This window comes from Proteus sp. G2675 (genome assembly GCF_963886535.1).
GTDB classification, from domain to species: Bacteria; Pseudomonadota; Gammaproteobacteria; order Enterobacterales; family Enterobacteriaceae; genus Proteus; species Proteus mirabilis.
Genome location: NZ_CAWPCB010000038.1, coordinates 164,448 through 186,331 on the forward strand (window position 1 = coordinate 164,448; position 21,884 = coordinate 186,331).

The 21,884-nt window shown below is 42.1% G+C and carries 21 protein-coding genes; 7 read left to right on the plus strand and 14 right to left on the minus strand.

Going from position 1 to position 21,884, the window contains the following annotated elements:
• Nucleotides 1–72: 72 nt before the first annotated feature.
• Entirely contained in the window at nucleotides 73–828 is a 756-nt protein-coding gene (fabG, locus tag AACQ49_RS14030; RefSeq protein ID WP_036895948.1) for a 3-oxoacyl-ACP reductase FabG, read from the minus strand.
• 533 nt (nucleotides 829–1,361) lie between these two features.
• On the opposite strand from fabG, the gene pfkA reads away from it, so the two are divergent.
• The gene (gene pfkA / locus AACQ49_RS14035; RefSeq protein ID WP_004246429.1) at nucleotides 1,362–2,339 is read left to right on the plus strand and encodes a 6-phosphofructokinase; all 978 of its coding nucleotides are present in this window, start codon (nucleotides 1,362–1,364) and stop codon (nucleotides 2,337–2,339) included.
• A 293-nt stretch (nucleotides 2,340–2,632) separates the two neighbouring features.
• Complete coding sequence (locus AACQ49_RS14040; protein ID WP_004249717.1) at nucleotides 2,633–3,637, plus strand: sulfate ABC transporter substrate-binding protein; 1,005 nt, start codon at nucleotides 2,633–2,635, stop codon at nucleotides 3,635–3,637.
• Nucleotides 3,638–3,732: 95 nt separating this feature from the next.
• On the opposite strand, the gene tpiA is transcribed toward AACQ49_RS14040, so the two are convergent.
• Nucleotides 3,733–4,503 carry a triose-phosphate isomerase gene (gene tpiA, locus AACQ49_RS14045; RefSeq protein ID WP_004249716.1) on the minus strand — a complete coding sequence of 257 codons (771 nt, stop codon included), beginning with the start codon at nucleotides 4,501–4,503 and terminating at the stop codon, nucleotides 3,733–3,735.
• A 106-nt stretch (nucleotides 4,504–4,609) separates the two neighbouring features.
• Complete coding sequence (locus AACQ49_RS14050; protein ID WP_012368676.1) at nucleotides 4,610–5,245, minus strand: DUF1454 family protein; 636 nt, start codon at nucleotides 5,243–5,245, stop codon at nucleotides 4,610–4,612.
• 111 nt (nucleotides 5,246–5,356) lie between these two features.
• Here AACQ49_RS14050 and AACQ49_RS14055 point away from each other — a divergent pair, with 111 nt between their 5' ends.
• Entirely contained in the window at nucleotides 5,357–5,785 is a 429-nt protein-coding gene (locus AACQ49_RS14055; RefSeq protein ID WP_004249714.1) for a DUF805 domain-containing protein, read from the plus strand.
• Nucleotides 5,786–5,845: 60 nt separating this feature from the next.
• Here AACQ49_RS14055 and fpr read toward each other — a convergent pair whose 3' ends face one another.
• On the minus strand, nucleotides 5,846–6,592 hold the full coding sequence (gene fpr, locus AACQ49_RS14060; protein WP_004246424.1) for a ferredoxin--NADP(+) reductase: 747 nt from the start codon (nucleotides 6,590–6,592) through the stop codon (nucleotides 5,846–5,848).
• A 338-nt stretch (nucleotides 6,593–6,930) separates the two neighbouring features.
• Between fpr and emrD the strand changes: the two genes are divergently transcribed.
• The gene (gene emrD / locus AACQ49_RS14065) at nucleotides 6,931–8,115 is read left to right on the plus strand and encodes a multidrug efflux MFS transporter EmrD (protein ID WP_004246423.1); all 1,185 of its coding nucleotides are present in this window, start codon (nucleotides 6,931–6,933) and stop codon (nucleotides 8,113–8,115) included.
• Nucleotides 8,116–8,225: 110 nt separating this feature from the next.
• Here the strand turns inward: emrD and glpK are convergent, their stop codons facing one another.
• Complete coding sequence (gene glpK, locus AACQ49_RS14070) at nucleotides 8,226–9,758, minus strand: glycerol kinase GlpK (protein ID WP_004246422.1); 1,533 nt, start codon at nucleotides 9,756–9,758, stop codon at nucleotides 8,226–8,228.
• Nucleotides 9,759–9,800: 42 nt separating this feature from the next.
• A complete protein-coding gene (locus AACQ49_RS14075) occupies nucleotides 9,801–10,616 on the minus strand; it encodes an MIP/aquaporin family protein (protein WP_004246421.1) in 816 nt (271 codons plus the stop codon).
• A gap of 296 nt (nucleotides 10,617–10,912) precedes the next feature.
• Between AACQ49_RS14075 and zapB the strand changes: the two genes are divergently transcribed.
• Nucleotides 10,913–11,155: a cell division protein ZapB gene (zapB, locus tag AACQ49_RS14080; protein WP_012368679.1), complete on the plus strand. Its 243-nt coding sequence runs from the start codon at nucleotides 10,913–10,915 to the stop codon at nucleotides 11,153–11,155.
• 93 nt (nucleotides 11,156–11,248) lie between these two features.
• Here zapB and rraA read toward each other — a convergent pair whose 3' ends face one another.
• The 7 genes from rraA to priA all read right to left on the minus strand — a co-directional run bounded on the left by rraA (nucleotide 11,249) and on the right by priA (nucleotide 19,236).
• Nucleotides 11,249–11,767 carry a ribonuclease E activity regulator RraA gene (rraA, locus tag AACQ49_RS14085; RefSeq protein ID WP_004246419.1) on the minus strand — a complete coding sequence of 173 codons (519 nt, stop codon included), beginning with the start codon at nucleotides 11,765–11,767 and terminating at the stop codon, nucleotides 11,249–11,251.
• A gap of 108 nt (nucleotides 11,768–11,875) precedes the next feature.
• Nucleotides 11,876–12,793, minus strand: coding sequence for a 1,4-dihydroxy-2-naphthoate polyprenyltransferase (locus AACQ49_RS14090; protein WP_004249712.1), 918 nt, complete (start codon nucleotides 12,791–12,793; stop codon nucleotides 11,876–11,878).
• Nucleotides 12,794–12,891: 98 nt separating this feature from the next.
• Nucleotides 12,892–14,232, minus strand: a complete 1,341-nt coding sequence (hslU, locus tag AACQ49_RS14095) for an HslU--HslV peptidase ATPase subunit (RefSeq protein WP_004246417.1) — start codon at nucleotides 14,230–14,232, stop codon at nucleotides 12,892–12,894.
• Nucleotides 14,233–14,244: 12 nt separating this feature from the next.
• Nucleotides 14,245–14,775: an ATP-dependent protease subunit HslV gene (gene hslV, locus AACQ49_RS14100; RefSeq protein ID WP_004246416.1), complete on the minus strand. Its 531-nt coding sequence runs from the start codon at nucleotides 14,773–14,775 to the stop codon at nucleotides 14,245–14,247.
• A gap of 110 nt (nucleotides 14,776–14,885) precedes the next feature.
• Nucleotides 14,886–15,680 (minus strand): cell division protein FtsN, encoded by a 795-nt coding sequence (gene ftsN / locus AACQ49_RS14105; RefSeq protein WP_004246415.1) that lies wholly within the window; start codon nucleotides 15,678–15,680, stop codon nucleotides 14,886–14,888.
• 70 nt (nucleotides 15,681–15,750) lie between these two features.
• Nucleotides 15,751–16,782: a DNA-binding transcriptional regulator CytR gene (cytR, locus tag AACQ49_RS14110; RefSeq protein WP_004249710.1), complete on the minus strand. Its 1,032-nt coding sequence runs from the start codon at nucleotides 16,780–16,782 to the stop codon at nucleotides 15,751–15,753.
• Between the two features lie 252 nt (nucleotides 16,783–17,034).
• Nucleotides 17,035–19,236, minus strand: coding sequence for a primosomal protein N' (gene priA / locus AACQ49_RS14115; protein WP_049212070.1), 2,202 nt, complete (start codon nucleotides 19,234–19,236; stop codon nucleotides 17,035–17,037).
• Between the two features lie 203 nt (nucleotides 19,237–19,439).
• On the opposite strand from priA, the gene rpmE reads away from it, so the two are divergent.
• A complete protein-coding gene (gene rpmE, locus AACQ49_RS14120) occupies nucleotides 19,440–19,652 on the plus strand; it encodes a 50S ribosomal protein L31 (protein ID WP_004246411.1) in 213 nt (70 codons plus the stop codon).
• 392 nt (nucleotides 19,653–20,044) lie between these two features.
• Nucleotides 20,045–21,349, plus strand: a complete 1,305-nt coding sequence (gene yjjJ / locus AACQ49_RS14125) for a type II toxin-antitoxin system HipA family toxin YjjJ (RefSeq protein ID WP_004246410.1) — start codon at nucleotides 20,045–20,047, stop codon at nucleotides 21,347–21,349.
• Between the two features lie 72 nt (nucleotides 21,350–21,421).
• Here yjjJ and metJ read toward each other — a convergent pair whose 3' ends face one another.
• The gene (gene metJ, locus AACQ49_RS14130) at nucleotides 21,422–21,739 is read right to left on the minus strand and encodes a met regulon transcriptional regulator MetJ (RefSeq protein ID WP_004246409.1); all 318 of its coding nucleotides are present in this window, start codon (nucleotides 21,737–21,739) and stop codon (nucleotides 21,422–21,424) included.
• Between the last annotated feature and the right edge of the window lie 145 nt (nucleotides 21,740–21,884).

A 21,884-nucleotide genomic window follows, 5' to 3' on the forward strand; every position in this document is an offset into this window, starting at 1 on the left:
ATTAAGCCGTTATAACTCAAAAATTTATATAATTAAAAATAAGGGTAGGTTATTATTCTACCCTTAAATATATTACAACAACGCCTCTGGAGATTCAGGTAAAATCTGTCCGCCATCGACAATAATGGTTTGACCGGTAATATATTTTGCTTCATTAGAGGCAAAAAATGCGGCGGCATAGCCGATATCTTCAGGCTCCCCTAAGGTATGGGTTGGGATAGAGGCCTTCATTTGATTAAGATAGGTCTCTCCTTGGGCTTGTAAGCCTTCGGTTAAAATATTGCCGGGCATAACGGCATTAATGGTAATACCGTGGCGTGCATATTCTAATGCAGCACTGCGCATAAAGCCTAACTGACCTGCTTTGCTTGCTCCATAATGGCTCCAGCCCGGATAGCCAGTAATGGCGCCTGTAATAGAAGAGGTGATGATCACACGGCCATATTGTTGCTTTTCCATTACCGCAAGAGCTGCTTTTACTAAGAAAAACATTCCTTTTAAATTGACGGTATGCATTTTATCCCAATCAGCTTCGCTCATCTCTTTAATTGTCGCTTGGGGGAAAATACCGGTATTAGAGCAAAGAATATCGAGTTTGCCATACTGTTTAACAATATCATTGACTACTTGTTCACAGGCTGCTTGAGAGGTGACATCAAGGTGCATAAAATCAACACCAAGTGCTTGTTTGGTTGCATTACCTGCTACATCATCAATATCAGCAATAATAACCTGTGCACCGCTGTTTTTTAATGCGCTAACAATGCCTTTACCAATACCTTTTGCTCCGCCGGAAACTAAAGCAATTTTACCCGTTAAATCAAACATAAAACCTCCTACTGTACTGTTTGTTATACTGTATCAGCCTTATTGTATAAACGGTAAATTAACGCAAAATTTTTGTCATCAGTCACAATTGTGTAGGGTGAGCGCTTTTTCTATTTATGCCGAATAACACAAAAGTATCGATAACAGCGCGCAAAGTGTTAAGCAAACAGTCAATAAGCCCATTACACTTTATATCTTGATAGTAATATATGGCTAACACACTGTTTTTTGAGATAGATAGCAAAAGGCTGTAAAGTATCTGTATAAAAAGTGTTAACTTATCGGTGTAATACAGAGACGATAGACTAGTATAGTATTTATACAGGCTACTCAATTAATTTAATGCGCATCAAGTTTATAAAAAAAAATGTACGTTGATGATGAAGTGATAAAAAATATGCGTACAATGGGGTTGTTGAATCAATTCAGCATTTGAGATATCGGTGGATTACGTTCGTGAAGCCGGTATTAAGATAACAGTTATTCCAACAATATATTGCAATAATGATATCGAATAAGAATCAGAGGTAATCATGGTTAATGGGATCAAAAGAATTGGGGTTTTAACAAGTGGTGGTGATGCACCGGGTATGAATGCCGCGATCCGTGGTGTTGTCCGTGCAGCACTCAGCGAGGGTTTAGAAGTGTACGGTATTTTTGATGGCTATATGGGCTTATATGAAAACCGTATGAAAAAACTCGATCGCTTTAGTGTGTCAGACATGATCAACCGTGGTGGTACCTTTTTAGGCTCTGCGCGTTTCCCAGAATTCCGCGAAGATAATGTGCGTGCCGTTGCTATTGAAAATATGAAGCAAAATGAGTTAGATGCACTGGTGGTTATCGGGGGGGATGGTTCTTATCTGGGGGCGAAAAAATTAACTGAAGCGGGTTTCCCATGTATTGGTTTACCGGGCACCATTGATAATGACGTTGCGGGTACTGATTACACTATTGGCTATTTCACGGCGTTAGAAACGGCGGTAGAAGCGATTGACCGCTTACGTGATACCTCAACATCCCATAAACGTATCTCTATCGTTGAAGTGATGGGACGTTATTGTGGTGATTTAACCTTATCCGCTGCTATTGCGGGTGGTTGTGAGTTCGTGGTATTGCCTGAATCCGAATTACCTTTTGATCGTGATGAATTATTAGCAGAAATTAAAGCGGGTATTGAGCGTGGTAAACGTCATGCTATCGTGGCAATTACCGAACATGTGTGTGATGTACATGAGCTAGCACGTTTTATTGAAGCAGAAACCAAACATGAAACACGTGCCACTGTATTAGGCCATATTCAACGTGGCGGCTCTCCGGTTGCCTACGATCGTATTTTAGCCTCTCGTATGGGTGCTTACTCTGTACAACTGCTACTTGAAGGTTATGGTGGTCGTTGTGTAGGGATCCAAAATGAAAAACTGGTTCACCATGATATTATTGATGCGGTTATGAATATGAAACGTGTCTTTAAAGCCGATTGGTATGAAACTGCGAAAAAACTGTATTAAGCCATAGTTTTACTCTATTACCAGAGCCTTTCTGAGTTATATCCTTATTCGTGGACTGTTCTGATGCAATATCAGCTTGTATCAGAACAGCTTCCCGAGTGAAAACATTTCATTCTACGCGCTTTTCTTCTCTTATCTGATGGGTAATGACTGTGTGAGTCCCCGTTTTCTCAACTATATATCTGTTACGTATAACAGTCTGTTTTTTATTATTTCATCGTTATAAATCTTTCTGTCAGCCTAGTTAAACAAAACAAATAAACCAACTAGAAATAGGATAGGGGTAGATAACGATGTTAAAACGATGGGGATTATTGACGACGCTAGCGCTGACGGCACTGTTTACACAAAGCATCTGGGCGAAGGATATTCAGTTATTAAATGTCTCTTACGATCCGACTCGAGAGCTTTATCAACAATATAACCACGCATTTAGTCAATATTGGCAACAAAAAACCGGCGATCATGTGACTATTCGTCAATCTCATGGTGGCTCTGGTAAACAGGCAACCGCCGTAATTAATGGTATTGAAGCGGATATTGTCACCCTCGCATTAGCTTATGATATTGATGCCATTGCACAAAGAGGACGTATAGATAAGCAGTGGATCACTCGCTTACCTGATAACTCAGCACCTTACACCTCAACCATTGTTTTTTTAGTGAGAAAAGGTAATCCCAAACAGATAACCGACTGGGACTCTTTAATTAAACCCGGTGTATCTATTATCACACCTAATCCTAAAACCTCCGGTGGAGCAAGATGGAATTATCTGGCTGCATGGGGATATGGATTAAAGGCCAATCAGCAAGACAGTGAAAAAGCGAAAGCCTTTGTAAAGTCACTGTATCAACAGGTTGAAGTATTAGACTCTGGCGCGAGAGGCGCGACAAATACTTTTGTTGAGCGTGGTATTGGTGATGTGTTAATTGCATGGGAAAATGAAGCGTTATTGGCGATTAATGAGTTAGGTACAGATAAGTTTGAAATAGTCACCCCTTCCGTCTCTATTTTGGCAGAGCCAACCGTCTCTGTGGTGGATAAAGTGGTTGATAAGCGAGGTACGCGGGAAGTGGCAACCGCTTATTTAGAGTATCTTTATTCACCTCAAGGGCAAGAAATTGCTGCTAAAAACTATTATCGTCCAAGAGATAAAAGCATTGCTGAAAAATATCAAAAACGTTTTCCAACCCTGCAATTATTCACTATTGATGAGCTTTTTGGCGATTGGCAATCAGCACAACAAACTCATTTTGCCACCGGGGGAATATTTGATGAAATCAGCCGACGTGATTAGCGAGTAACGCATAAAAAAATCACCTTCTGTTAAGACGCAGTAAGGTGATTTTCGTGATAGTTATTTATCGGTAAGATAACGATTTGCTATCAAAGTTATTTTTTCGCTTTCGCTTCTGCTGCTGCTTTCACGATAACAGCAAAGGCATCCGCTTTCAGTGACGCGCCACCAACTAATGCACCGTCGATATCAGGTTGGCTAAATAGCTCTGCTGCGTTTTTATCGTTGACTGAACCGCCGTATTGAATAATGACTTGCTCAGCGATAGCCGCATCTTGTTTAGCGATATGATCACGAATAAATTTATGTACCGCTTGTGCTTGTGCAGGCGTTGCTGATTTCCCTGTACCAATCGCCCAAATAGGTTCATAAGCGATCACTGCATCTTTGAATGCTTGTGCACCATGTGCATTTAAAATAGCGTCGATTTGACGTGCGCACACTTCTTGTGTTTTACCAGCTTCGTTTTCTGCTTCTGTTTCACCGATACATAACACAGGTGTTAAGCCTAACTCTTTTAACACACCAAATTTTTGTGCGATAAATTCATCAGATTCTTTATGGTAAGTGCGACGTTCAGAGTGACCGATGATCACGTATTTAACATCAACGTTTTTCAGCATTTCTGGGGAAGTTTCGCCAGTGAAAGCACCAGATAAGTTAACACCGGTATCTTGGGCACCTAACGCAATACGGCTTCCACCGATTTCATGACGAGCTTGGCACAGATAAACTGTTGGTGGTGCAATAGCAACATCACATCCAGCAACACCGCTGATTTCTTTACGTAATGCAGCGATTAATTCATGAACCATATGAATGCTGCCGTTAAGTTTCCAGTTACCCATGACTAATGGATGGCGCATAACTTTTCCTCCAACCGAGTGGTTTAAATTTAATTTATCGATAAACTCAAATTCTGTTGATGCACAACAGTATAGAGAACATTGAATAGAATAGCTTTGTTTTTTATCACGGAATAGCTGAATCGATATTGCTATTGAGTGAAAGCTTAATCGGTTCAATGGCAAAGGTCGTTAGTTGATTGTCCTCGTGGGCAATAATATAGCGAATAGCACCGACATTATGGCTAATATAAGCAGGCACATCTTGTTTAACAGCAAATAAATTGAGCACCTCTTGAATTTGCGTTGCATTAATAGAGGGATCAAACTGTGTCACTAATGCAGTGATATAGCGCATTGCCGTATCTTGATGCTCTTTTTCGATTTGTGGCGTATCAAGTGAATGGATCAGGGTGAGCTGTAGACTCTTAATTTTTTCACTGCCACGCTCTAATACGGCTGATGAGTATAAATAAGGGGTTATTCGTGTCGCGGCTCTGACTAACGGAATAGTAATATCGTTGTTGGTGATAATTTTATATTCATTGAGAAATAACGTCGCATTATTTTGATTGAATTTAGCTCTTATCTCAGGAATGGTGGTTTCAAAAACAGGGGCATCCTGTTTAAGGTAAAGAATATCATCTTTAGTTGGGGGTTGATGAGCAATAGAGGGCGACGCTGCCATAGCAAGGGTTGGCAAAGATAAAGCAATGCTTATTATGATAAGCGCTAACTGAGTAAGCGTGCTTTTTTTTATCATCTGTCCTCCTTGGTCTGTTGTGCGATAGAATATTATAAAATCACTCTGTATTATTTGATGTTAAATGGACAGCTTAATTCACTAAAATAAGTCTATATTGAGAAATTATTAATGACCTTACAACATTGGGCCTTTTCATTCAAAGGGCGAATTGGACGCCGTGACTTTTGGGCGGGTTTTGCACTCTGTTTTGTGCTGTTTTGCGGATTATATACAGTTAATCAGCACTATTCATTGCCTGCTGTGCTGGTGGGGATAATTTCGCTGGCTATTTTATATCCGTTATGTGCCATTTTTACTAAGCGACTTCACGATAGAAATAAACGTGGTGCATGGCTGTTACTATTGTTGCTGGCGGTGATGCTAGGATTGACTGATACCAGTAGTTTAGAGCCCTTTTGGCAGTGGGCGATAGGGCGTTTTCTCCCATCATTTATTATGATGATCATGTTGTTAGATTGTGGGGTGTTTATTGGCACCCAAGGAGAAAACTATTTTGGTGCCACGACTGAAAAGGTCGACTACTCAAGTTTTCGTTAAAGTGTGTAACTGCTAAACAGTCAGGGCTGAATAAAGTGTTATTCAGCCCTGATGTTGTCATTACCAATACTGTTCACTGGTGATATGTCCCGGTTTGCGGCGTAAATGTTTTCTCATATCACGCTGTGTTTTCAGTAACTGTTGCGTGTCTCTTACCATTTCTGGATTACCACATAGCATAATATGGCTCTCTTCTGGGGAAATGGTTAATCCTACGGTTTTTTCTAATGCACCACTTTCAATTAATGCTGGAATGCGTCCGGTTAGTGAGCCTATATGGTTTTCACGGCTGACAATAGTTTGGATACGCAGTTTCCCTTGGTAGCGTTCAGCTAACTGCTCCATTAATGGTAGATAGCTTAAATCACGGGCGTAGCGTACAGCATGGACTAAAACAATATTTTCGAAACGGTCGAGATCATCACCAAGTTGTAAAATAGAGAGAAATGGCCCGATCGCCGTACCTGTTGATAACATCCATAAGGTATTCGCGCTAGGCACCTCTTCTAAAACAAAAAAGCCACTGGCTTGTTCTGTCACTAAGAGTTCATCACCAACGGTTAACGCCGCTAAGCGTGGGCTGAGTTTACCTTCAGGTACAGTGACTAGATAGAACTCTAAGTTGGGATCTTGCGGGGAGTTAACATAAGAGTAGGCGCGTTGTATACGTTCACCGTCAATTTCGAGTGCCAGTTTGGCAAATTGACCTGCTGTAAACTTATCGATAGGGGCGTGTACAACTAAACTGATTAATGTATCTGTCCAATACCTAACTTGAATGACTTTTCCAGTGACCCAATTTGCCATAATCTCTTATCTCCTTTTTAGGAAAGCGCTTATGTCGATAATTTATTCTAAAGAGGAAGGGCGTTTTTATTTATCAAGATGATGTGATGGCGATATTAATCTGTAGTTTCGTTAATCGTTAATACAAAATGTACATTTATATTGACAACGATGGTGTTTTTCACTGACATCGTTGACGAGATAAAAATGGCTGACTACTTCGCAAATTTTGCTAGATTTGTTACCTTAGTCTCATTATTTAGCGCAAGTGCATTTTGCAGAGTTTATTTTATCAAAGCTCTGTAGCACTTTCCTGTCCGTTAATCGGTTAATTTTTAATTTCTGAGCAAAGAAAAGAAATGAGAAAGTTAGAACATGCAAATCTGTTATTACTGATTATTGCACTGGTTGCTGTCGGTCAAATGACACAGACGATTTATGTTCCTGTGATTGCTGATATGGCTGTCTATTTTGGTGAGCCAACAGGTGCTGTACAGCAAGTAATGGGCGCATATCTGTTTTCTTATGGTTTTTCACAATTAATTTATGGCCCTATTTCTGACCGAGTAGGGCGTCGTCCGGTTATTTTAGTGGGGATGAGTATTTTCTGTTTAGCGACGATCGTGGCTATTTTTTCACAGAACTTAACTACCTTAGTGATCGCCAGTACCTTACAAGGAATGGGGACTGGGGTAGCAGGGGTAATGACCCGTACTCAGCCTCGTGATCTCTATACCGGTACTGCGTTACGCTATGCAAATAGCTTATTAAATATGGGGGTGTTAGTCAGTCCACTCTTAGCGCCGATGATCGGTGGGGTGGTGGCGCACTTCTTTGGCTGGCATGCCTGTTATATCTTCCTATTATTATTAGGAGGAAGTGTACTCTTTAGTATGTATCACTGGATGCCAGAAACCCGACCTGTACAGGCTGAAAGACGCAGTATGTTGTCATCTTTTTATTTATTGCTGTCCAACAGTACTTTTAGTGCCTTTTTGATCATGTTGATTTGTGCATTATCAGGTATTGCCGTATTTGAAGCTTCCAGCGGTGTGTTGATGGGAGGCGTGTTGGGTTTAAATAGTATTACTATCAGTATTCTATTTATTTTACCTATTCCCGCGGCCTTCTTTGGTGCGTGGTACGCAGGGCGTGAAGGTAAAACCTTTGTGCAATTGATGTGGCACTCCGTATTTTGCTGTGTAGCGGCAGGTATTTTAATGTGGCTTCCCGGCTGGCTGAATATTATTAATATTTGGACTTTACTGGTGCCCGCTGCCCTGTTTTTCTTTGGCGCTGGGATGCTATTTCCGCTGGCAACGACAGGGGCGATGGAGCCATTCCCTTATTTAGCCGGAGCGGCTGGTGCGTTGGTGGGCGGATTGCAAAATGTTGGCTCAGGGATAGCAACCTGGTTCTCTGCACTATTGCCACAACATAATCAATTTAGCTTAGGAATGATTATGTTTATTATGTCAGTGGCTATTATGTTGTGTTGGATCCCGTTATCACACCGTTTTAGTCATCAGCAGAATACGGTTTAATGACTGCCTTTAAGTTTTCGCCAATAAAAATGCCGATAGTGTAATATCTACTATCGGCATTTGTTTTATGTCGCCTAGGCGAATTCTCTCTCATCGGGGGGAATTAGCGATTAACCGCGATCTTCCCATTCTTGTGCACGGGCAACCGCTTTTTTCCAGCCGTTATAACGATAATTACGCTCTGTGGTTTCAATACCTGGGCGGAACTCTTTATCAATCTCAGCTTTATTTTTTACCTCTTCCAGATCAGACCAGAAACCTACCGCAAGGCCTGCAAGGAACGCAGCCCCTAACGCAGTACTTTCACGTACCACAGGACGTTCAACACGGGTACCTAAGATGTCAGATTGGAACTGCATTAAGAAGTTATTGGCAACGGCACCACCATCTACACGTAGTGCTTGTAAGCGTGCTCCGGAGTCTGCTTGCATCGCATCAAGGACATCGCGGGTTTGATAAGCGATAGATTCTAAAGTAGCTCGAATAATATGATTACGGTTAGCGCCACGGGTTAAACCGAAGATAGCGCCACGGGCATACGGATCCCAATAAGGTGCGCCTAAGCCAGTAAATGCAGGTACGACATAAACACCGTTGGTGTCATTAACTTTAGTGGCAAAGTATTCTGAGTCAGTTGCTTCATCAATTAATTTTAGCTCATCACGTAGCCACTGAATGGAAGCACCACCGACGAAGACTGCACCTTCTAAGGCATAGTTTACTTCACCACGTGGGCCACAGCAGATAGTGGTTAATAGACCGTGGTTAGAGCGCACGGCTTCTTTACCCGTATTCATCAGCAAGAAGCAGCCTGTTCCGTAGGTGTTTTTTGCCATACCGCTTTGTACACAGAGCTGACCATAGAGTGCCGCTTGTTGGTCACCAGCCATACCGGCGATAGGAATACGTGTACCACCTTTACCACCAATGTTGGTTTGACCATAAACTTCAGAAGAAGGCACCACTTTAGGTAGCATATTGCGGGGAATATTCAGCAGATCGAGGATTTTTTGATCCCAATCTAAAGAGTGAATATTAAACAACATAGTACGTGAAGCGTTGGTATAATCTGTTACGTGAACACGACCTTGTGTCATTTTCCAGACTAACCAAGTATCAACGGTACCAAAGAGTAACTCTCCTTTTTCTGCTCGTTCACGAGCGCCTTCAACATTATCGAGGATCCATTTTAATTTGGTGCCTGAAAAATAGGGGTCAACCATAAGCCCAGTATTTTGACGAATGTACTCTTCAACCCCTTCTTGATCTTTTAAGCGAGTACAAAAGTCTGCAGTACGGCGACATTGCCACACAATAGCATTATAGATAGGTTTACCGGTCTCTTTTTCCCAGACGATAGTCGTTTCACGTTGGTTGGTAATACCGATACCGGCAACATGATCAGAAGGGATGTCTTCTTTGGCCAATACTTCAATTAGCGTTGCGCTTTGAGTTGCCCAGATTTCCATTGGATCGTGCTCAACCCAGCCGGGCTTAGGATAAATTTGGGTAAATTCGCGTTGTGAGATGCTAACAATGTTGGCGTCATGATCGATTACGACAGCGCGTGAACTGGTTGTTCCCTGATCCAGAGCAACGATATATTTTTTTTCACTATTCGATTTGTTTGTTTCTGTTGTCATGTTAGTAACCTGTTTTCATAATCAACGATATTGCTTGCATCGTTATTTGTCGTTTTCAATTTTGCAGGTATCACAAGGTAAGTGACGGCCAATAAGTTTACGATAAGCAAGTGCGCCTAAAATACCCCCAATCATTGGAGCAATGAGTGGGACTAAGAAATAAGGAATATCGCGTCCACCTGTTAAAGCAATATCACCCCATCCGGCAAAGAATGCGACTAATTTTGGCCCAAAATCACGGGCAGGGTTTAAGGCGAATCCAGTTAATGGACCAAATGCACCACCGATAACCGCAATCAGAATACCGATAAGTAATGGTGCTAAAGGCCCACGAGGTACACCGTTACCATCATCTGTTAAGGCTAAAATTAAGCCAACGAGGATAACGGCAATAATTACTTCGATAAAAAATGCGTGGATCACAGAGATTTGGGCTGCTGGGTAAGTAGAGAAGACGCCCGCAGTAAAGAGGCTTTCTTGTGATCCTCGTACAATTCCGTTGACCTGTTCGTAGTCGATAAATAAATTGTAATACATAAAGTACACAACAGCGGCGGCAAAAAAACCACCTAACATTTGTGCAACAATATAAGGGATAACTTTTTTACGTTCAAAGCACGCAAACAACCAGAATGCGACTGTGACCGCTGGGTTGAGGTGAGCACCAGAGGTACCCGCAGTAAGGTAAACGGCTAAGGCAACACCTAAGCCCCAGATAATACTTATCTCCCAAAGACCGAGTTGAGCGCCTGCGATACGTGCTGCTGCAACACAACCAAGACCAAAGAAGACTAGCAATGCAGTACCGATAAACTCGGAAATGCATTGACCCATAAGAGAGGTTTTCGTCTGGCTCATATATTCTATCCTGAAAGAGGGTGATTTTAATTGTTAGTATTCTTTTCGTATTGAAAAGATAACTGTAAATTTATCGTTAATGAGCGTAAACGAGAATAAGCGAAATTGAATTTTGTGTGTCCCATCATGAAAATGAGTGAAAACGCTCTTAAATAGTGACTTGTACAACACTAGGAGTGTGATCAGACCAGTATTTTTGTTAAATTGAAAAAAGCAGGTAATTCCACGGAAGATGCTAGACAGTTGTTGATAGGCTACTTACAATCGGGAGTATCGATTATATGGGGGATTACAGTATGTCATTTGAAGTTTTTGAAAAATTAGAGTCAAAAGTACAACAAGCACTAGATACCATCACATTATTACAGATGGAAATTGAAGAGCTAAAAGAGAAAAATGATGCACTGAATCAAGAAGTGCAGGGCGCAAGAGAATCAAGAGAAGCTTTGGTTCGTGAAAACGAAGAGCTGAAACAAGAGCAATCAAGCTGGCAAGAGCGTTTACGTGCTCTGCTAGGAAAAATGGAAGACGTACAATAATCGTCCACCGTTTTCACCAGTTAAAAACAAAGCCACTGATAAAGTGGCTTTTGTCGCTTTATGCGTTATCTTTGTTAATAAGAGAATGGTCTATTATTCTTCTAATAAATCATCATCTAAATCGTCATCATCTAAGCCTAAAGGCTCTTCAGATAAGATAATGCCAGTATTATCAGCATAAAGGTAATCACCAGAGAAGAAAGTAACACCACCAAAGTTTACGCGGATATCACTGTCGCCGATGCCTTCACTTGGGCAACCTGCAGGAATGGCAGCCATCGCTTGAATGCCTAAATCAAGCTCAGATAAAGCGTCCACTTGGCGTACTGCACCATAAACAACAATACCTTCCCATTCGTTGAGTACCGCCAGTTGTGCCAATTCAGCGTCGACTAGCGCTTTGCGGACAGAGCCTCCGCCATCAACTAATAGAATACGATCTTTACCGTTTTCTTCTAGCAAGTCATAAAGCAGACCATTGTCTTCAAAACATTTGACAGTGGTAATTTGTCCACCAAAAGAGCTACGACCACCAAAGTTTGAGAAAAGCGGTTCTACGACATTGATATCTTCTTGATAGATATCACAGAGTTCAGAAGTATCATATTTCATAGGATTTACGTCAGGTTGCCTCAGGAAAGTTCAGTATATCCCTTAACAGGGGGTGTTGGCAAAAGACTCACTGACAATTCAGTGAGTCAAATCAACAATAGCGGTAAATTACTCTAAAACTAAACCTAAAGAAAAAAGAATATTGGTTAACAGCGCCGCTTTGACCATATGTTCAAGCAGTGGTCGCATGGCTTCGCCACTAAGATCGGCATTAACGCGTTTAATATGCAGTAATAGCATGGGAACGGCTAATAAAAATAGCCACGCCGTCCAACGGTGCATATAAATCAGGGTGAACACAATCAAACAGATAATGGCTATGGCAATCACGCAGGTGTGGTAAATCCGTGAGCCAGAAGCCCCCAAACGCACCGCCAAGGTATTTTTACCGGCTTGAATGTCGTTTTCAAGATCACGCATATTGTTAATGTTAAGTACTGCGACCGAGAGCAGTCCGCAGGCGGTGGCAGGCAGTAGTGTCACAATATTAAAAGCATTAGCTTGCAAATAATAAGTGCCAATCACACTTAGCCAGCCAAAGAAAATTAATACCGAAATATCGCCCAATCCCATATAGCCATAAGGGCGTTTCCCTACGGTATAGGTAATGGCAGCCACGATAGCCAATAAGCCCATCACTAAAAAGCCAATAGCATCTTCGGGTTTTTTACAGGCGACAATTATCAAGGCGATACCTGAAATACAGGAGATAATTACATTGATAATTAAGGCTTTTTTCATTTGAGCAGGGGTGATAACCCCTTTTTGCATTCCACGCAGTGGCCCTAATCGCTCTTCAGTATCTGTCCCTTTAACGGCATCACCATAGTCATTCGCTAAGTTAGAGAGAATTTGTAGTGTGCCAGCAGTTAAAATCGCCAGTAATGCAATAGGTAGCTCAAAATGACCCGTCCAATACGCTAAGGCGGAGCCTGTCACAATAGCAATTAACCCTAAAGGTAGGGTTTTGGGTCGTAAACTTTCAAGCCAGGCTTGTGTCCGGCTAATGGAATGTTGAGCGCTCATGCTGAAATTCAATACTCATGTTCGTTGTTATTATAAAAATAAGAATGGGAGGCAAGCCTCCCACGTTAATATTGCTGATTAAGGATCGCATAAGTTGATTATAAAATAAATCGACTCAGATCTTCATCTGCTACAAGCTCATCCAGATGCTGTTTCACATATTCTGCATCAATAAGAATAGTTTCGCCTTGACGTTCACTCGCATCATAGGAAATTTCTTCCATTAAACGCTCTAATACCGTATGTAGACGACGTGCACCGATGTTTTCAGTGGTTTCATTTACACGCCATGCAGATTCGGCAATTTTGCGAATACCGTCTTGGCTAAAGTTAATGCTTACCCCTTCGGTAGCCATTAATGCTTGATACTGTTTTGTTAATGATGCATTTGGCTCAGTAAGGATACGCTCAAAATCTTCTGCAGTCAGTGCTTGTAGTTCAACACGAATAGGCAGACGGCCTTGTAACTCAGGAATTAAGTCAGAAGGACTAGAGACTTGGAATGCGCCTGAGGCAATAAACAGAATATGATCTGTTTTCACCATACCGTGCTTAGTGGATACGGTGCAACCTTCTACCAGTGGTAATAGGTCACGTTGTACACCTTCACGAGAAACATCAGGGCCAGAGCTTTGACCACCACGTTTACAGATTTTATCTACTTCATCAATAAACACGATACCATGTTGCTCAACTGCATCGATGGCTTGTTGTTTTAACTCTTCAGGATTAACCAGTTTAGCGGCTTCTTCTTCGACAATCAGTTTAAACGCTTCTTTGATTTTCATCTTACGCGCTTTTTGCTTTTGTCCCGCTAAATTTTGGAACATGGATTGTAATTGATTAGTCATCTCTTCCATGCCTGGAGGTGCCATAATTTCAACACCCATTGGGGTAGCCGCTAATTCAATTTCAATCTCTTTGTCGTCTAATTGGCCTTCACGGAGTTTCTTACGGAACGCTTGGCGCGCTGCTGAAGGCTCTGAGGATGATGCCGATTCTGTGACTCCCCAGTTATTTTTTGCTGGTGGGATCAGTACATCAAGAATACGCTCTTCTGCCATTTCTTCAGCACGGTAACGATTTTTTTCAATCGCTTGGCTACGTACCATTTTAACAGCAGAATCAGTTAAATCGCGGATAATAGAATCGACTTCTTTACCTACATAACCCACTTCAGTGAATTTTGTGGCTTCGACTTTGATAAAAGGTGCATTGGCTAATTTTGCTAAACGACGTGCAATTTCAGTTTTACCTACCCCTGTAGGTCCAATCATCAAAATATTTTTTGGGGTTACTTCATGACGCAGCGCTTCATCAAGCTGCATGCGACGCCAGCGGTTACGCAGTGCAATAGCAACCGCACGTTTGGCCTTATCTTGACCAATAATAAATCTGTCGAGTTCGCTGGCAATTTCGCGAGGAGTCATTTCGGACATGCTCTCAAATCCTTACTCTTTTGAAGAGATTTCTTCAAAGTTGACATTATGGTTGGTGTAGATGCAGATATCACCGGCAATATTCAGTGCTTTTTCCGCAATTTCGCGTGCACTTAGATCGGTGTTTTCTAACATCGCTCTCGCCGCTGCTTGTGCATAAGGGCCACCAGAACCAATAGCAATCAGATCGTTTTCTGGCTGCACAACATCACCGTTACCGGTGATAATCAAAGATGTTGTTTCGTCTGCCACAGCCAGTAATGCTTCTAGTTTGCGTAACATTCTGTCTGTACGCCAATCTTTCGCAAGTTCAACAGCGGCTTTAGTTAAATGGCCTTGATGGAGCTCTAATTTACGCTCAAAAAGTTCAAAAAGTGTGAAAGCATCAGCAGTGCCGCCGGCAAATCCCGCAATCACTTTGTCGTTATAAAGACGGCGTACTTTGCGAACATTACCTTTCATGACGGTATTACCCATCGTCGCCTGTCCATCACCACCGATTACGACTTGGCCATTACGGCGAACACTTACGATTGTAGTCATGAGTCAGCCCCTGGTTTATCAATAAAAAGAAGTGGGTTGTGCTTTAATATCAGAAAAAACACAGCCCATTATGTGAATTAGATTTATAGGTGGGGGAGAAATTTTATTTTTCAACCCCCTGCAGTACGAAGAATACAACCTGATACACCTGCGCCTGCAGCTTGACGGCTTAGCGTATTGGCTTGCTCTTTATTAAATGGGCCAGATAAAACGCGGATCCAGCCGTCATTTCCTTTGGTCACACGGCTTTCGATACCGGAAAATGCTAAGGTTGCGCGTACAGATTCGGCTTGTTCATTGGTTTTAAATGAACCGCATTGGACTAAAAAGCGCGCTTCAGTCGTCGCAGGTTTTGGTGTTGTTATCGCAGGTGCAGGCTCCTGTTTTACCGGTGCTGAAGGTTGCGAAGGTTGTACCGAAGGTGCGGTGGTTGTCGGTGGGGTAATGACAACCTGTGAACGTGGTACTTCACCGTTATAAGGCACTTCTGGTAACTCTACCGCCGGTTGACGTTTATCCGCTTCAATTTGTTGTAAAAAACGTAATTGCTCCGGTGAAAGTGTCGCTTTCGGATTAATCTGGCTCCCTGAAGAGGTCGCTGGTGGCTGTAATGGGTTCCCCACCTGTCGATTCTCAAGCTCTTTGATATATTGCCAACGCTCTTGCGGTTTAGGTGGTAAGTTGTTAGTTGGTTGTTGCCCTGCACTTGATGACGTTGGTTCGACAACCTCTTTTTTATTATGGGTAATAAAATAGAGGCCGCCAACAAATAGCGCCACAAGCGCAATTGCTACAATAAGTGTGGTTAAAGGCAACCCACTGGCCGCCTTTTTACCTTTGCCTTTCGTTGTCTTTTTACGACGAGCAGATGACTGTCCTCGTCCCACATAGTCTCGTTGTGCCACAGTTCGATTCGCTGATAATTAAATGAATAGGTATCACAACCGATATGTTACTTAACATAGTGTCTTTTGCCTAGCTTTTAAGCCGACAGACACTTTCTCTTACTATTAACTCACAATCTAATAGGCGAGAGCCGGGTGCAACAGGTCTACCTTGTAACTGATCAAGCAGTAACAACATGGATTGACGACCAATTTGGTAACGTGGCTGTTCCATGGTGGTTAATGCAGGCTCGCTATAGCGCGTAATATCAAGGTTATCGAAGCCAATCACAGAGAGATCGTCAGGTAATTGTAAGCCAAGTTTTTTAGCCTGCCACATCACACCAATCGCCATAATATCGCTATGACAGAATACCGCTGTCGGTGGTTCAGGTAACGAAATTAACTTTTTCAGACTTTCTGCACCGCTTTCGTGGGTAAAATCACCTCTAATAATATAATCTTCGCGTAGAGGGACACCGGTTCTACGCATAGCTTGAATATAACCTTGTAAGCGATAACGACATAGTGGCATATCTTCAGGGCCAGTAATACAGGCAATACGCTTATGTCCCATCTGTTGTAGATAGTGGGTGGCTCTAAAAGAAGCAGTCAAATTATCAATATGAACGGTTGGCAATTCAAGCTCTGGCGCAAATTCATTTGCCATGATCATAGGAGGAAGATTTTTTTGCTCTTCTTTAGAAACATCAAAAGGGATATGAGAGCCAAGCAGTAACATGCCGTCAATCTGCTTAGTAATAATTAAATTAATAAAGGCATTTTCATGTTTTTGTTGGTGTTTGCAGTCACCAATTAACACAAGATAGCCGTGTTGAGCTGCGGTTTCTTCAATGCCACATACAACATCTGTAAAAAAGGGATCACTGATGTTAGGGACGATCACGAGGATCGTTTTTGACTCGTTACGTTTCAGGTTTTTTGACAAATTATGTGGGTAATAACCCACGTCAAGAACAGCTTGCTCAACTTTTTGACGGGTTTGTGAGGATACTTTTTCTGGATTCATTAATGTGCGTGACACCGTGGCTGTTGACACGCCAGCAGCAAAAGCAACATCTTTCATTGTTGCTTGTGCGCTCTCTTTATTATTCTGTTGCAAACCCCATACCTCCGTACTGATGGTTTGGTTAAACGATTGCTTTTTTGTTGCAAAAAAACCGTCGTTGTCCAAAATACAAAGATGCGACGGTTTTTTAATTCAAGAAATATTCTAAATTGTTATTTTACCCACTTTTTGAATAGATACTGTTACCTAGTTTGCATAAAAAGTGTGATACCAATCGTTTTTATGAGGTAGTTCGCAAAATTGATAAATAGTTTTGAATTATAAGTGCGCTAAATATCAGTAGGCTTAGCAATCTGTTGGATCAACATCAATATTCCATTTCACTTTTTTACTCTCAGGAAGCGCCACTATCTGAGGATAAGTAACAGACATTAACTTTTGTAAATAACCCCTTGAAGGATGTTGCAATAATAGTTGCCAACGGAAATTTCCTCCTCGTTTTGCCTGAATGGCCGGAATGGGGCCCATCACCCATAAATGACTATCTCTCATCGGGTGTTGCTCGAAGAACTGTTTAAGCTGGCGTAAAAACTGGGGGGCTTTTTGGTTATTATGATCTTCAGAGCGGATCATAATATGGCTGGAATAAGGGGGTAAAAAGGTTGCTTGTCGCTCTTGTAACGCCTCTTTAGTAAAAGCATCATAGCCTTTTTCTAACAGCGTTAATAATAGTGGGTGATCGGGTTGGTGAGTTTGTAAATAGACGGCACCTTGTTTCCCGGCTCTTCCTGCACGACCTGATACTTGAGTATAAAGCTGAGCAAAACGTTCAGCAGCACGAAAGTCACTAGAAAATAAAGCACCATCAACATCAAGTAGCGCCACCAGCGTAACGTCTGGGAAGTGGTGACCTTTAGCCAACATCTGTGTGCCAATTAGAATACGTGATCCACCTTGATAGATGTCTTCTAGTTGTTGCTCTAATGCTCCTTTACGACTGGTGGTATCTTTATCAATACGGGTGATCGGGGTATTAGGAAATAACTCGCCAATGCCTTGTTCAAGTTGTTCTGTGCCCAATCCTACTGGCATTAAATTAGTTGAACCACATTGAGGGCATTGTGATGGAATACGACGTTGGCTATCACATTGGTGGCAACGTAGCATGCCGTGTTTTTGATGTAAGGTATAATAGTGATCACAGCGAGGGCATTCGGCAATCCAACCACACTCATGGCAGAGTAACGCAGGCGCAAAGCCACGGCGATTTAAAAACAACATCACTTGGTTACCGGCATTAAGATGCTCTTTTATGGCTTTAATGAGTGTTGGAGAGAGTCCGGTTGTGAGCGGTTGCCCTTTTAGGTCGATTAAATGCTCTGTGGCAGGTTTAGCATTTCCCGCCCGTTGCGTTAACGTCAGTTGTTGATATTTTTTTTGTGCAACGTTATAGCTGGTTTCAATCGATGGGGTGGCTGTGCCCATCACGATAGGAATATTTTCTTGCTTGGCGCGAAAGACCGCTAAATCCCGTGCATGGTAACGCCAGCCATCTTGTTGCTTATAAGAGCCATCATGCTCTTCATCAATAATAATAATCCCTAATTGCTGAAAAGGGGTGAGCAATGCCGAGCGCGTACCGATAATAATGGCATTATCTCCCCGTTTCGCTCGTAGCCATACCGCAAGGCGTTCCGTATCGTTGAGTCCGGAGTGAAGAACATCGACGGGGGCATTAAAACGTGCTTTAAAACGGCGAATGGTTTGTGGGGTCAAACCTATTTCAGGGACTAAGATCAGTGCTTGTTTACCTTGAGCGAGAATAGTTTCAAGTACACTGAGATACACTTCCGTTTTACCAGAGCCGGTGATCCCCAATAATAACCAAGGTGCAAATTGGTCTGCTTGTGCCGTGATAGCACCAACAGCAACTGCCTGTTCAGCATTAAGTTTAAATCGTTCACCCTGTACGGCAAAAGTGCTTTGCCACTGTATAGGGGCGGGTTGAATAGGACGTAAATCCGCTAATGCTTTCTTTTTTAAGTTATTTAGTGTCGCTGTTGTAATTTCATATTCATCTAACTGGTGGCGATACAAAGGGGCACGGCGTAGTGCCGCTAAAGCTTGTTGTTGCTTTTTAGCGCTTTTTAGACTGTTAAGATCAAGCGCTTCTCCCTCTTGAGTGGCATACCATTGCCATAAGGGCGTAAATTCAGCCGGTTTCCCTTGTCGTAGTAGAATTGGCATCGCATGAAAGAGAACTTCACCTAAAGGATAATGATAATAAGCACTTGCCCAATTAAGCATATCCCATAAGATCCCCGGAAACAGAGTCTCTGTATCAAGTACTTCTTCAATAGGTTTCAGTTTTTCAATGGGAAACTCACTGTGTGAACTAAAGCCTTTAACAATACCGATAGAGCGACGCTGTTTGCCAAAGGGAACGACCACGCGACAACCTATTGTTGGCATGGCACAACCTTCTGGAAGCAGGTAGTCAAAGGAAGAAAACAGTGGTACAGGTAATATTACCTGAACTATAGTCATATCAGGGTTTCCGAGTGTTTTAGCGAAAAGATAGTATTAAGAATATCACAAAAAGTGTGCAGATTTCATTGCGCGTTTGGCGGATATTCTGTATGATCCGCCCCCTTTGGTAGATAAAATACCAAACAATTTAATTCAATCAACACGACGTGTGGTGTTCGGCTGAGGGCTGAATAGCGACACGGCCTTAGCAGAGGTTTTCCATGAAAAAAGATATTCATCCTAAATACGAAGAAATTACTGCAACTTGTTCTTGCGGTAACGTTATGAAAATCAACTCCACAGCAGGCCACAACCTGAATCTGGACGTTTGTGATAAATGCCACCCATTCTATACTGGTAAACAACGTGATGTTGCAACCGGTGGTCGTGTTGATCTGTTCAACAAACGTTTCAAAATCCCAGGCAGCAAATAAGATATTTGTTACCACAACTTTTCAGGTAACACTGAAAACGTGTAGGGAAAACGGAATTGAAGAAAGCCCAAAGTATTTGCTTTGGGCTTTTTGTTATTCTTTATCGTCTAAATTATGGTCACTTTGTATCACACTTTAACCGCTTGATCTTTTATTATTGATAGTAAGCTTTCCCTATCTCTATTCATCACCTAGCATGACCTCCCAATGATAAAATAACATATCGAATATACCTCAAAGCGATAGCGCTCTTTTGTATGCGTTTTTTATGTAATATCGTCGCCAATGTTCGCGCTTTTAATAGTGACAAGACAGATCACAGCTGATAAATTATCTATTCATAATCCTATTCACTTATCTATTCATTAACCTATTTATAAGTAGCTAATATCATGACACAACGAGCAGAAGTCATACGAAAAATACTACGTAATGGACCTGAGCCAGCAAGGCAACTAGCTAATATTATGAATATTAGTCAGCCAACCCTGTCGAGGGCATTAAAAATGTTGTCTAATGATATTGTTCAAATTGGCTCGGGTCGTTCTATTCAATATGCTTTACGTGATGGTTCGCGTGGCTTCAACTCTGTACCCATTTATCGCATAAATGAAGAAGGTAAAATTAAATTGTTGGGTAAATTGACACCAGTTTATCCAGCCGGTTTTGTTATGGAGCAGGTTGATAATGTCAATCGGTATAGCGAAGGATTGCCGTGGTGGTTATTTGATATGCGTCCACAAGGGTATCTTGGACGTGCTTATGCTGCGACTTATTCCGCTGAGTTGGGTTTACCACATAATCCAGACAGTTGGTCTGACACAGATATTATCAGAGCTTTAATTGCTCACGGTCATGATGCAGTGGGAAATTTGTTAATAGGGGAACAGGCAAAAAAACATTTTTTGGCGATGCCGATACCTGCTGTGGTTGCTCGTTCAACAACTTACCCAACATTAGCTCGAGCGGTTAGTTCAGGGGAAGATCCTGGCTCATCCGCAGGTGGCGAACAACCCAAATTTTGTACCTATACCGATAGAGGCCATGTCATCGTTAAATTTACGGCTTCTGACAATAATGCTATCAGCGAGCGTTGGCGTGATCTCCTGCAAGCTGAGCATCTTGCCTTAAAGGTGCTAGGCGTTGAAACAGAAATTTTTGATTTTGAAGGGCAACGTTTTCTTGAAATACCGCGTTTTGACCGTGTAGGTGCTCTAGGTCGTGTCGGACTTTTTTCTTTACAAGCATTAGATGCACAGTTTGTCGGGCGAGCAAGAGAGCCATGGCCTGTGTTAGTTGATGCGTTAATTGAGCAAAAACAGGTTCAGCCTGATGCCTCGGTAAGTACAATGCGACGTTGGGCATTTGGTATGTTGATTGGAAATACTGACATGCACCATGGCAATTTATCGTTTATTAGTCTCCATGGCCGACCATATGCGCTTGCGCCTGCTTACGATATTCTACCAATGGGATTTGCGCCTAAAGTAGGAGGAGAAATAGTCAACACACTGCGACCGGCGACATTACTTGATGGGATCAGCCGTGAAATTTGGCGGGAGAGTTTAGCACTCGCAGAGCAGTTTTATACTTTGCTTACTCATTGTCATGCTCTTTCTGACAATTTTTCTCCCTGCCTTAACGCGTTACGCAATCATCTGGATGAAGCGAGTTCGCGTATCTCTCGTCTAGAGTAATGCATAAATTGAAGCCCAAAGTGTTGGCTTTGGGCTTCTGGTTATATTTTTGCTATCAAAAATAATTTCTGATCAATATTCCCAAGTCTCGGGATCAACACCCCGCTGGCGCATTATTTCTTTTGCCTCTTCAGGGATTTCATCGTTACGCTCTTTGCGTAAGTCTTCATCATTGGGGAGAGGCTGTCCGGTAAATGCGTGTAAAAATGCTTCACACAATAATTCACTATTGGTGGCATGTTTTAGGTTATTGACCTGACGACGAGTGCGCTCATCTGTCAAAATTTTTAGCACTTTCAATGGGATTGAAACTGTAATTTTTTTGACTTGTTCGCTTTTTTTACCATGCTCAGCGTAAGGGCTGATATATTCACCGTTCCATTCAGCCATGGATTACCTTAATTAATATCATTTAGTTGAAGCCAGTTTAGGGTTGATGCCCTATTCTGACGAGCCATGCCAGTTTATCATGACTTTTCTAAAACCACCGACTGTTACTGGCTAAAGGTGTGAGAAAAAGCAATAGTTACCTGGC

Bases quoted from the DNA above. Each gene is read 5' to 3' on its own strand.
- fabG (WP_036895948.1), bottom strand. From the start codon at position 828: ATGTTTGATTTAACGGGTAAAATTGCTTTAGTTTCCGGCGGAGCAAAA.
- pfkA (WP_004246429.1), top strand. From the start codon at position 1,362: ATGGTTAATGGGATCAAAAGAATTGGGGTTTTAACAAGTGGTGGTGAT.
- AACQ49_RS14040 (WP_004249717.1), top strand. From the start codon at position 2,633: ATGTTAAAACGATGGGGATTATTGACGACGCTAGCGCTGACGGCACTG.
- tpiA (WP_004249716.1), bottom strand. From the start codon at position 4,503: ATGCGCCATCCATTAGTCATGGGTAACTGGAAACTTAACGGCAGCATT.
- AACQ49_RS14050 (WP_012368676.1), bottom strand. From the start codon at position 5,245: ATGATAAAAAAAAGCACGCTTACTCAGTTAGCGCTTATCATAATAAGC.
- AACQ49_RS14055 (WP_004249714.1), top strand. From the start codon at position 5,357: ATGACCTTACAACATTGGGCCTTTTCATTCAAAGGGCGAATTGGACGC.
- fpr (WP_004246424.1), bottom strand. From the start codon at position 6,592: ATGGCAAATTGGGTCACTGGAAAAGTCATTCAAGTTAGGTATTGGACA.
- emrD (WP_004246423.1), top strand. From the start codon at position 6,931: ATGAGAAAGTTAGAACATGCAAATCTGTTATTACTGATTATTGCACTG.
- glpK (WP_004246422.1), bottom strand. From the start codon at position 9,758: ATGACAACAGAAACAAACAAATCGAATAGTGAAAAAAAATATATCGTT.
- AACQ49_RS14075 (WP_004246421.1), bottom strand. From the start codon at position 10,616: ATGAGCCAGACGAAAACCTCTCTTATGGGTCAATGCATTTCCGAGTTT.
- zapB (WP_012368679.1), top strand. From the start codon at position 10,913: ATGTCATTTGAAGTTTTTGAAAAATTAGAGTCAAAAGTACAACAAGCA.
- rraA (WP_004246419.1), bottom strand. From the start codon at position 11,767: ATGAAATATGATACTTCTGAACTCTGTGATATCTATCAAGAAGATATC.
- AACQ49_RS14090 (WP_004249712.1), bottom strand. From the start codon at position 12,793: ATGAGCGCTCAACATTCCATTAGCCGGACACAAGCCTGGCTTGAAAGT.
- hslU (WP_004246417.1), bottom strand. From the start codon at position 14,232: ATGTCCGAAATGACTCCTCGCGAAATTGCCAGCGAACTCGACAGATTT.
- hslV (WP_004246416.1), bottom strand. From the start codon at position 14,775: ATGACTACAATCGTAAGTGTTCGCCGTAATGGCCAAGTCGTAATCGGT.
- priA (WP_049212070.1), bottom strand. From the start codon at position 19,236: ATGACTATAGTTCAGGTAATATTACCTGTACCACTGTTTTCTTCCTTT.
- rpmE (WP_004246411.1), top strand. From the start codon at position 19,440: ATGAAAAAAGATATTCATCCTAAATACGAAGAAATTACTGCAACTTGT.
- yjjJ (WP_004246410.1), top strand. From the start codon at position 20,045: ATGACACAACGAGCAGAAGTCATACGAAAAATACTACGTAATGGACCT.
- metJ (WP_004246409.1), bottom strand. From the start codon at position 21,739: ATGGCTGAATGGAACGGTGAATATATCAGCCCTTACGCTGAGCATGGT.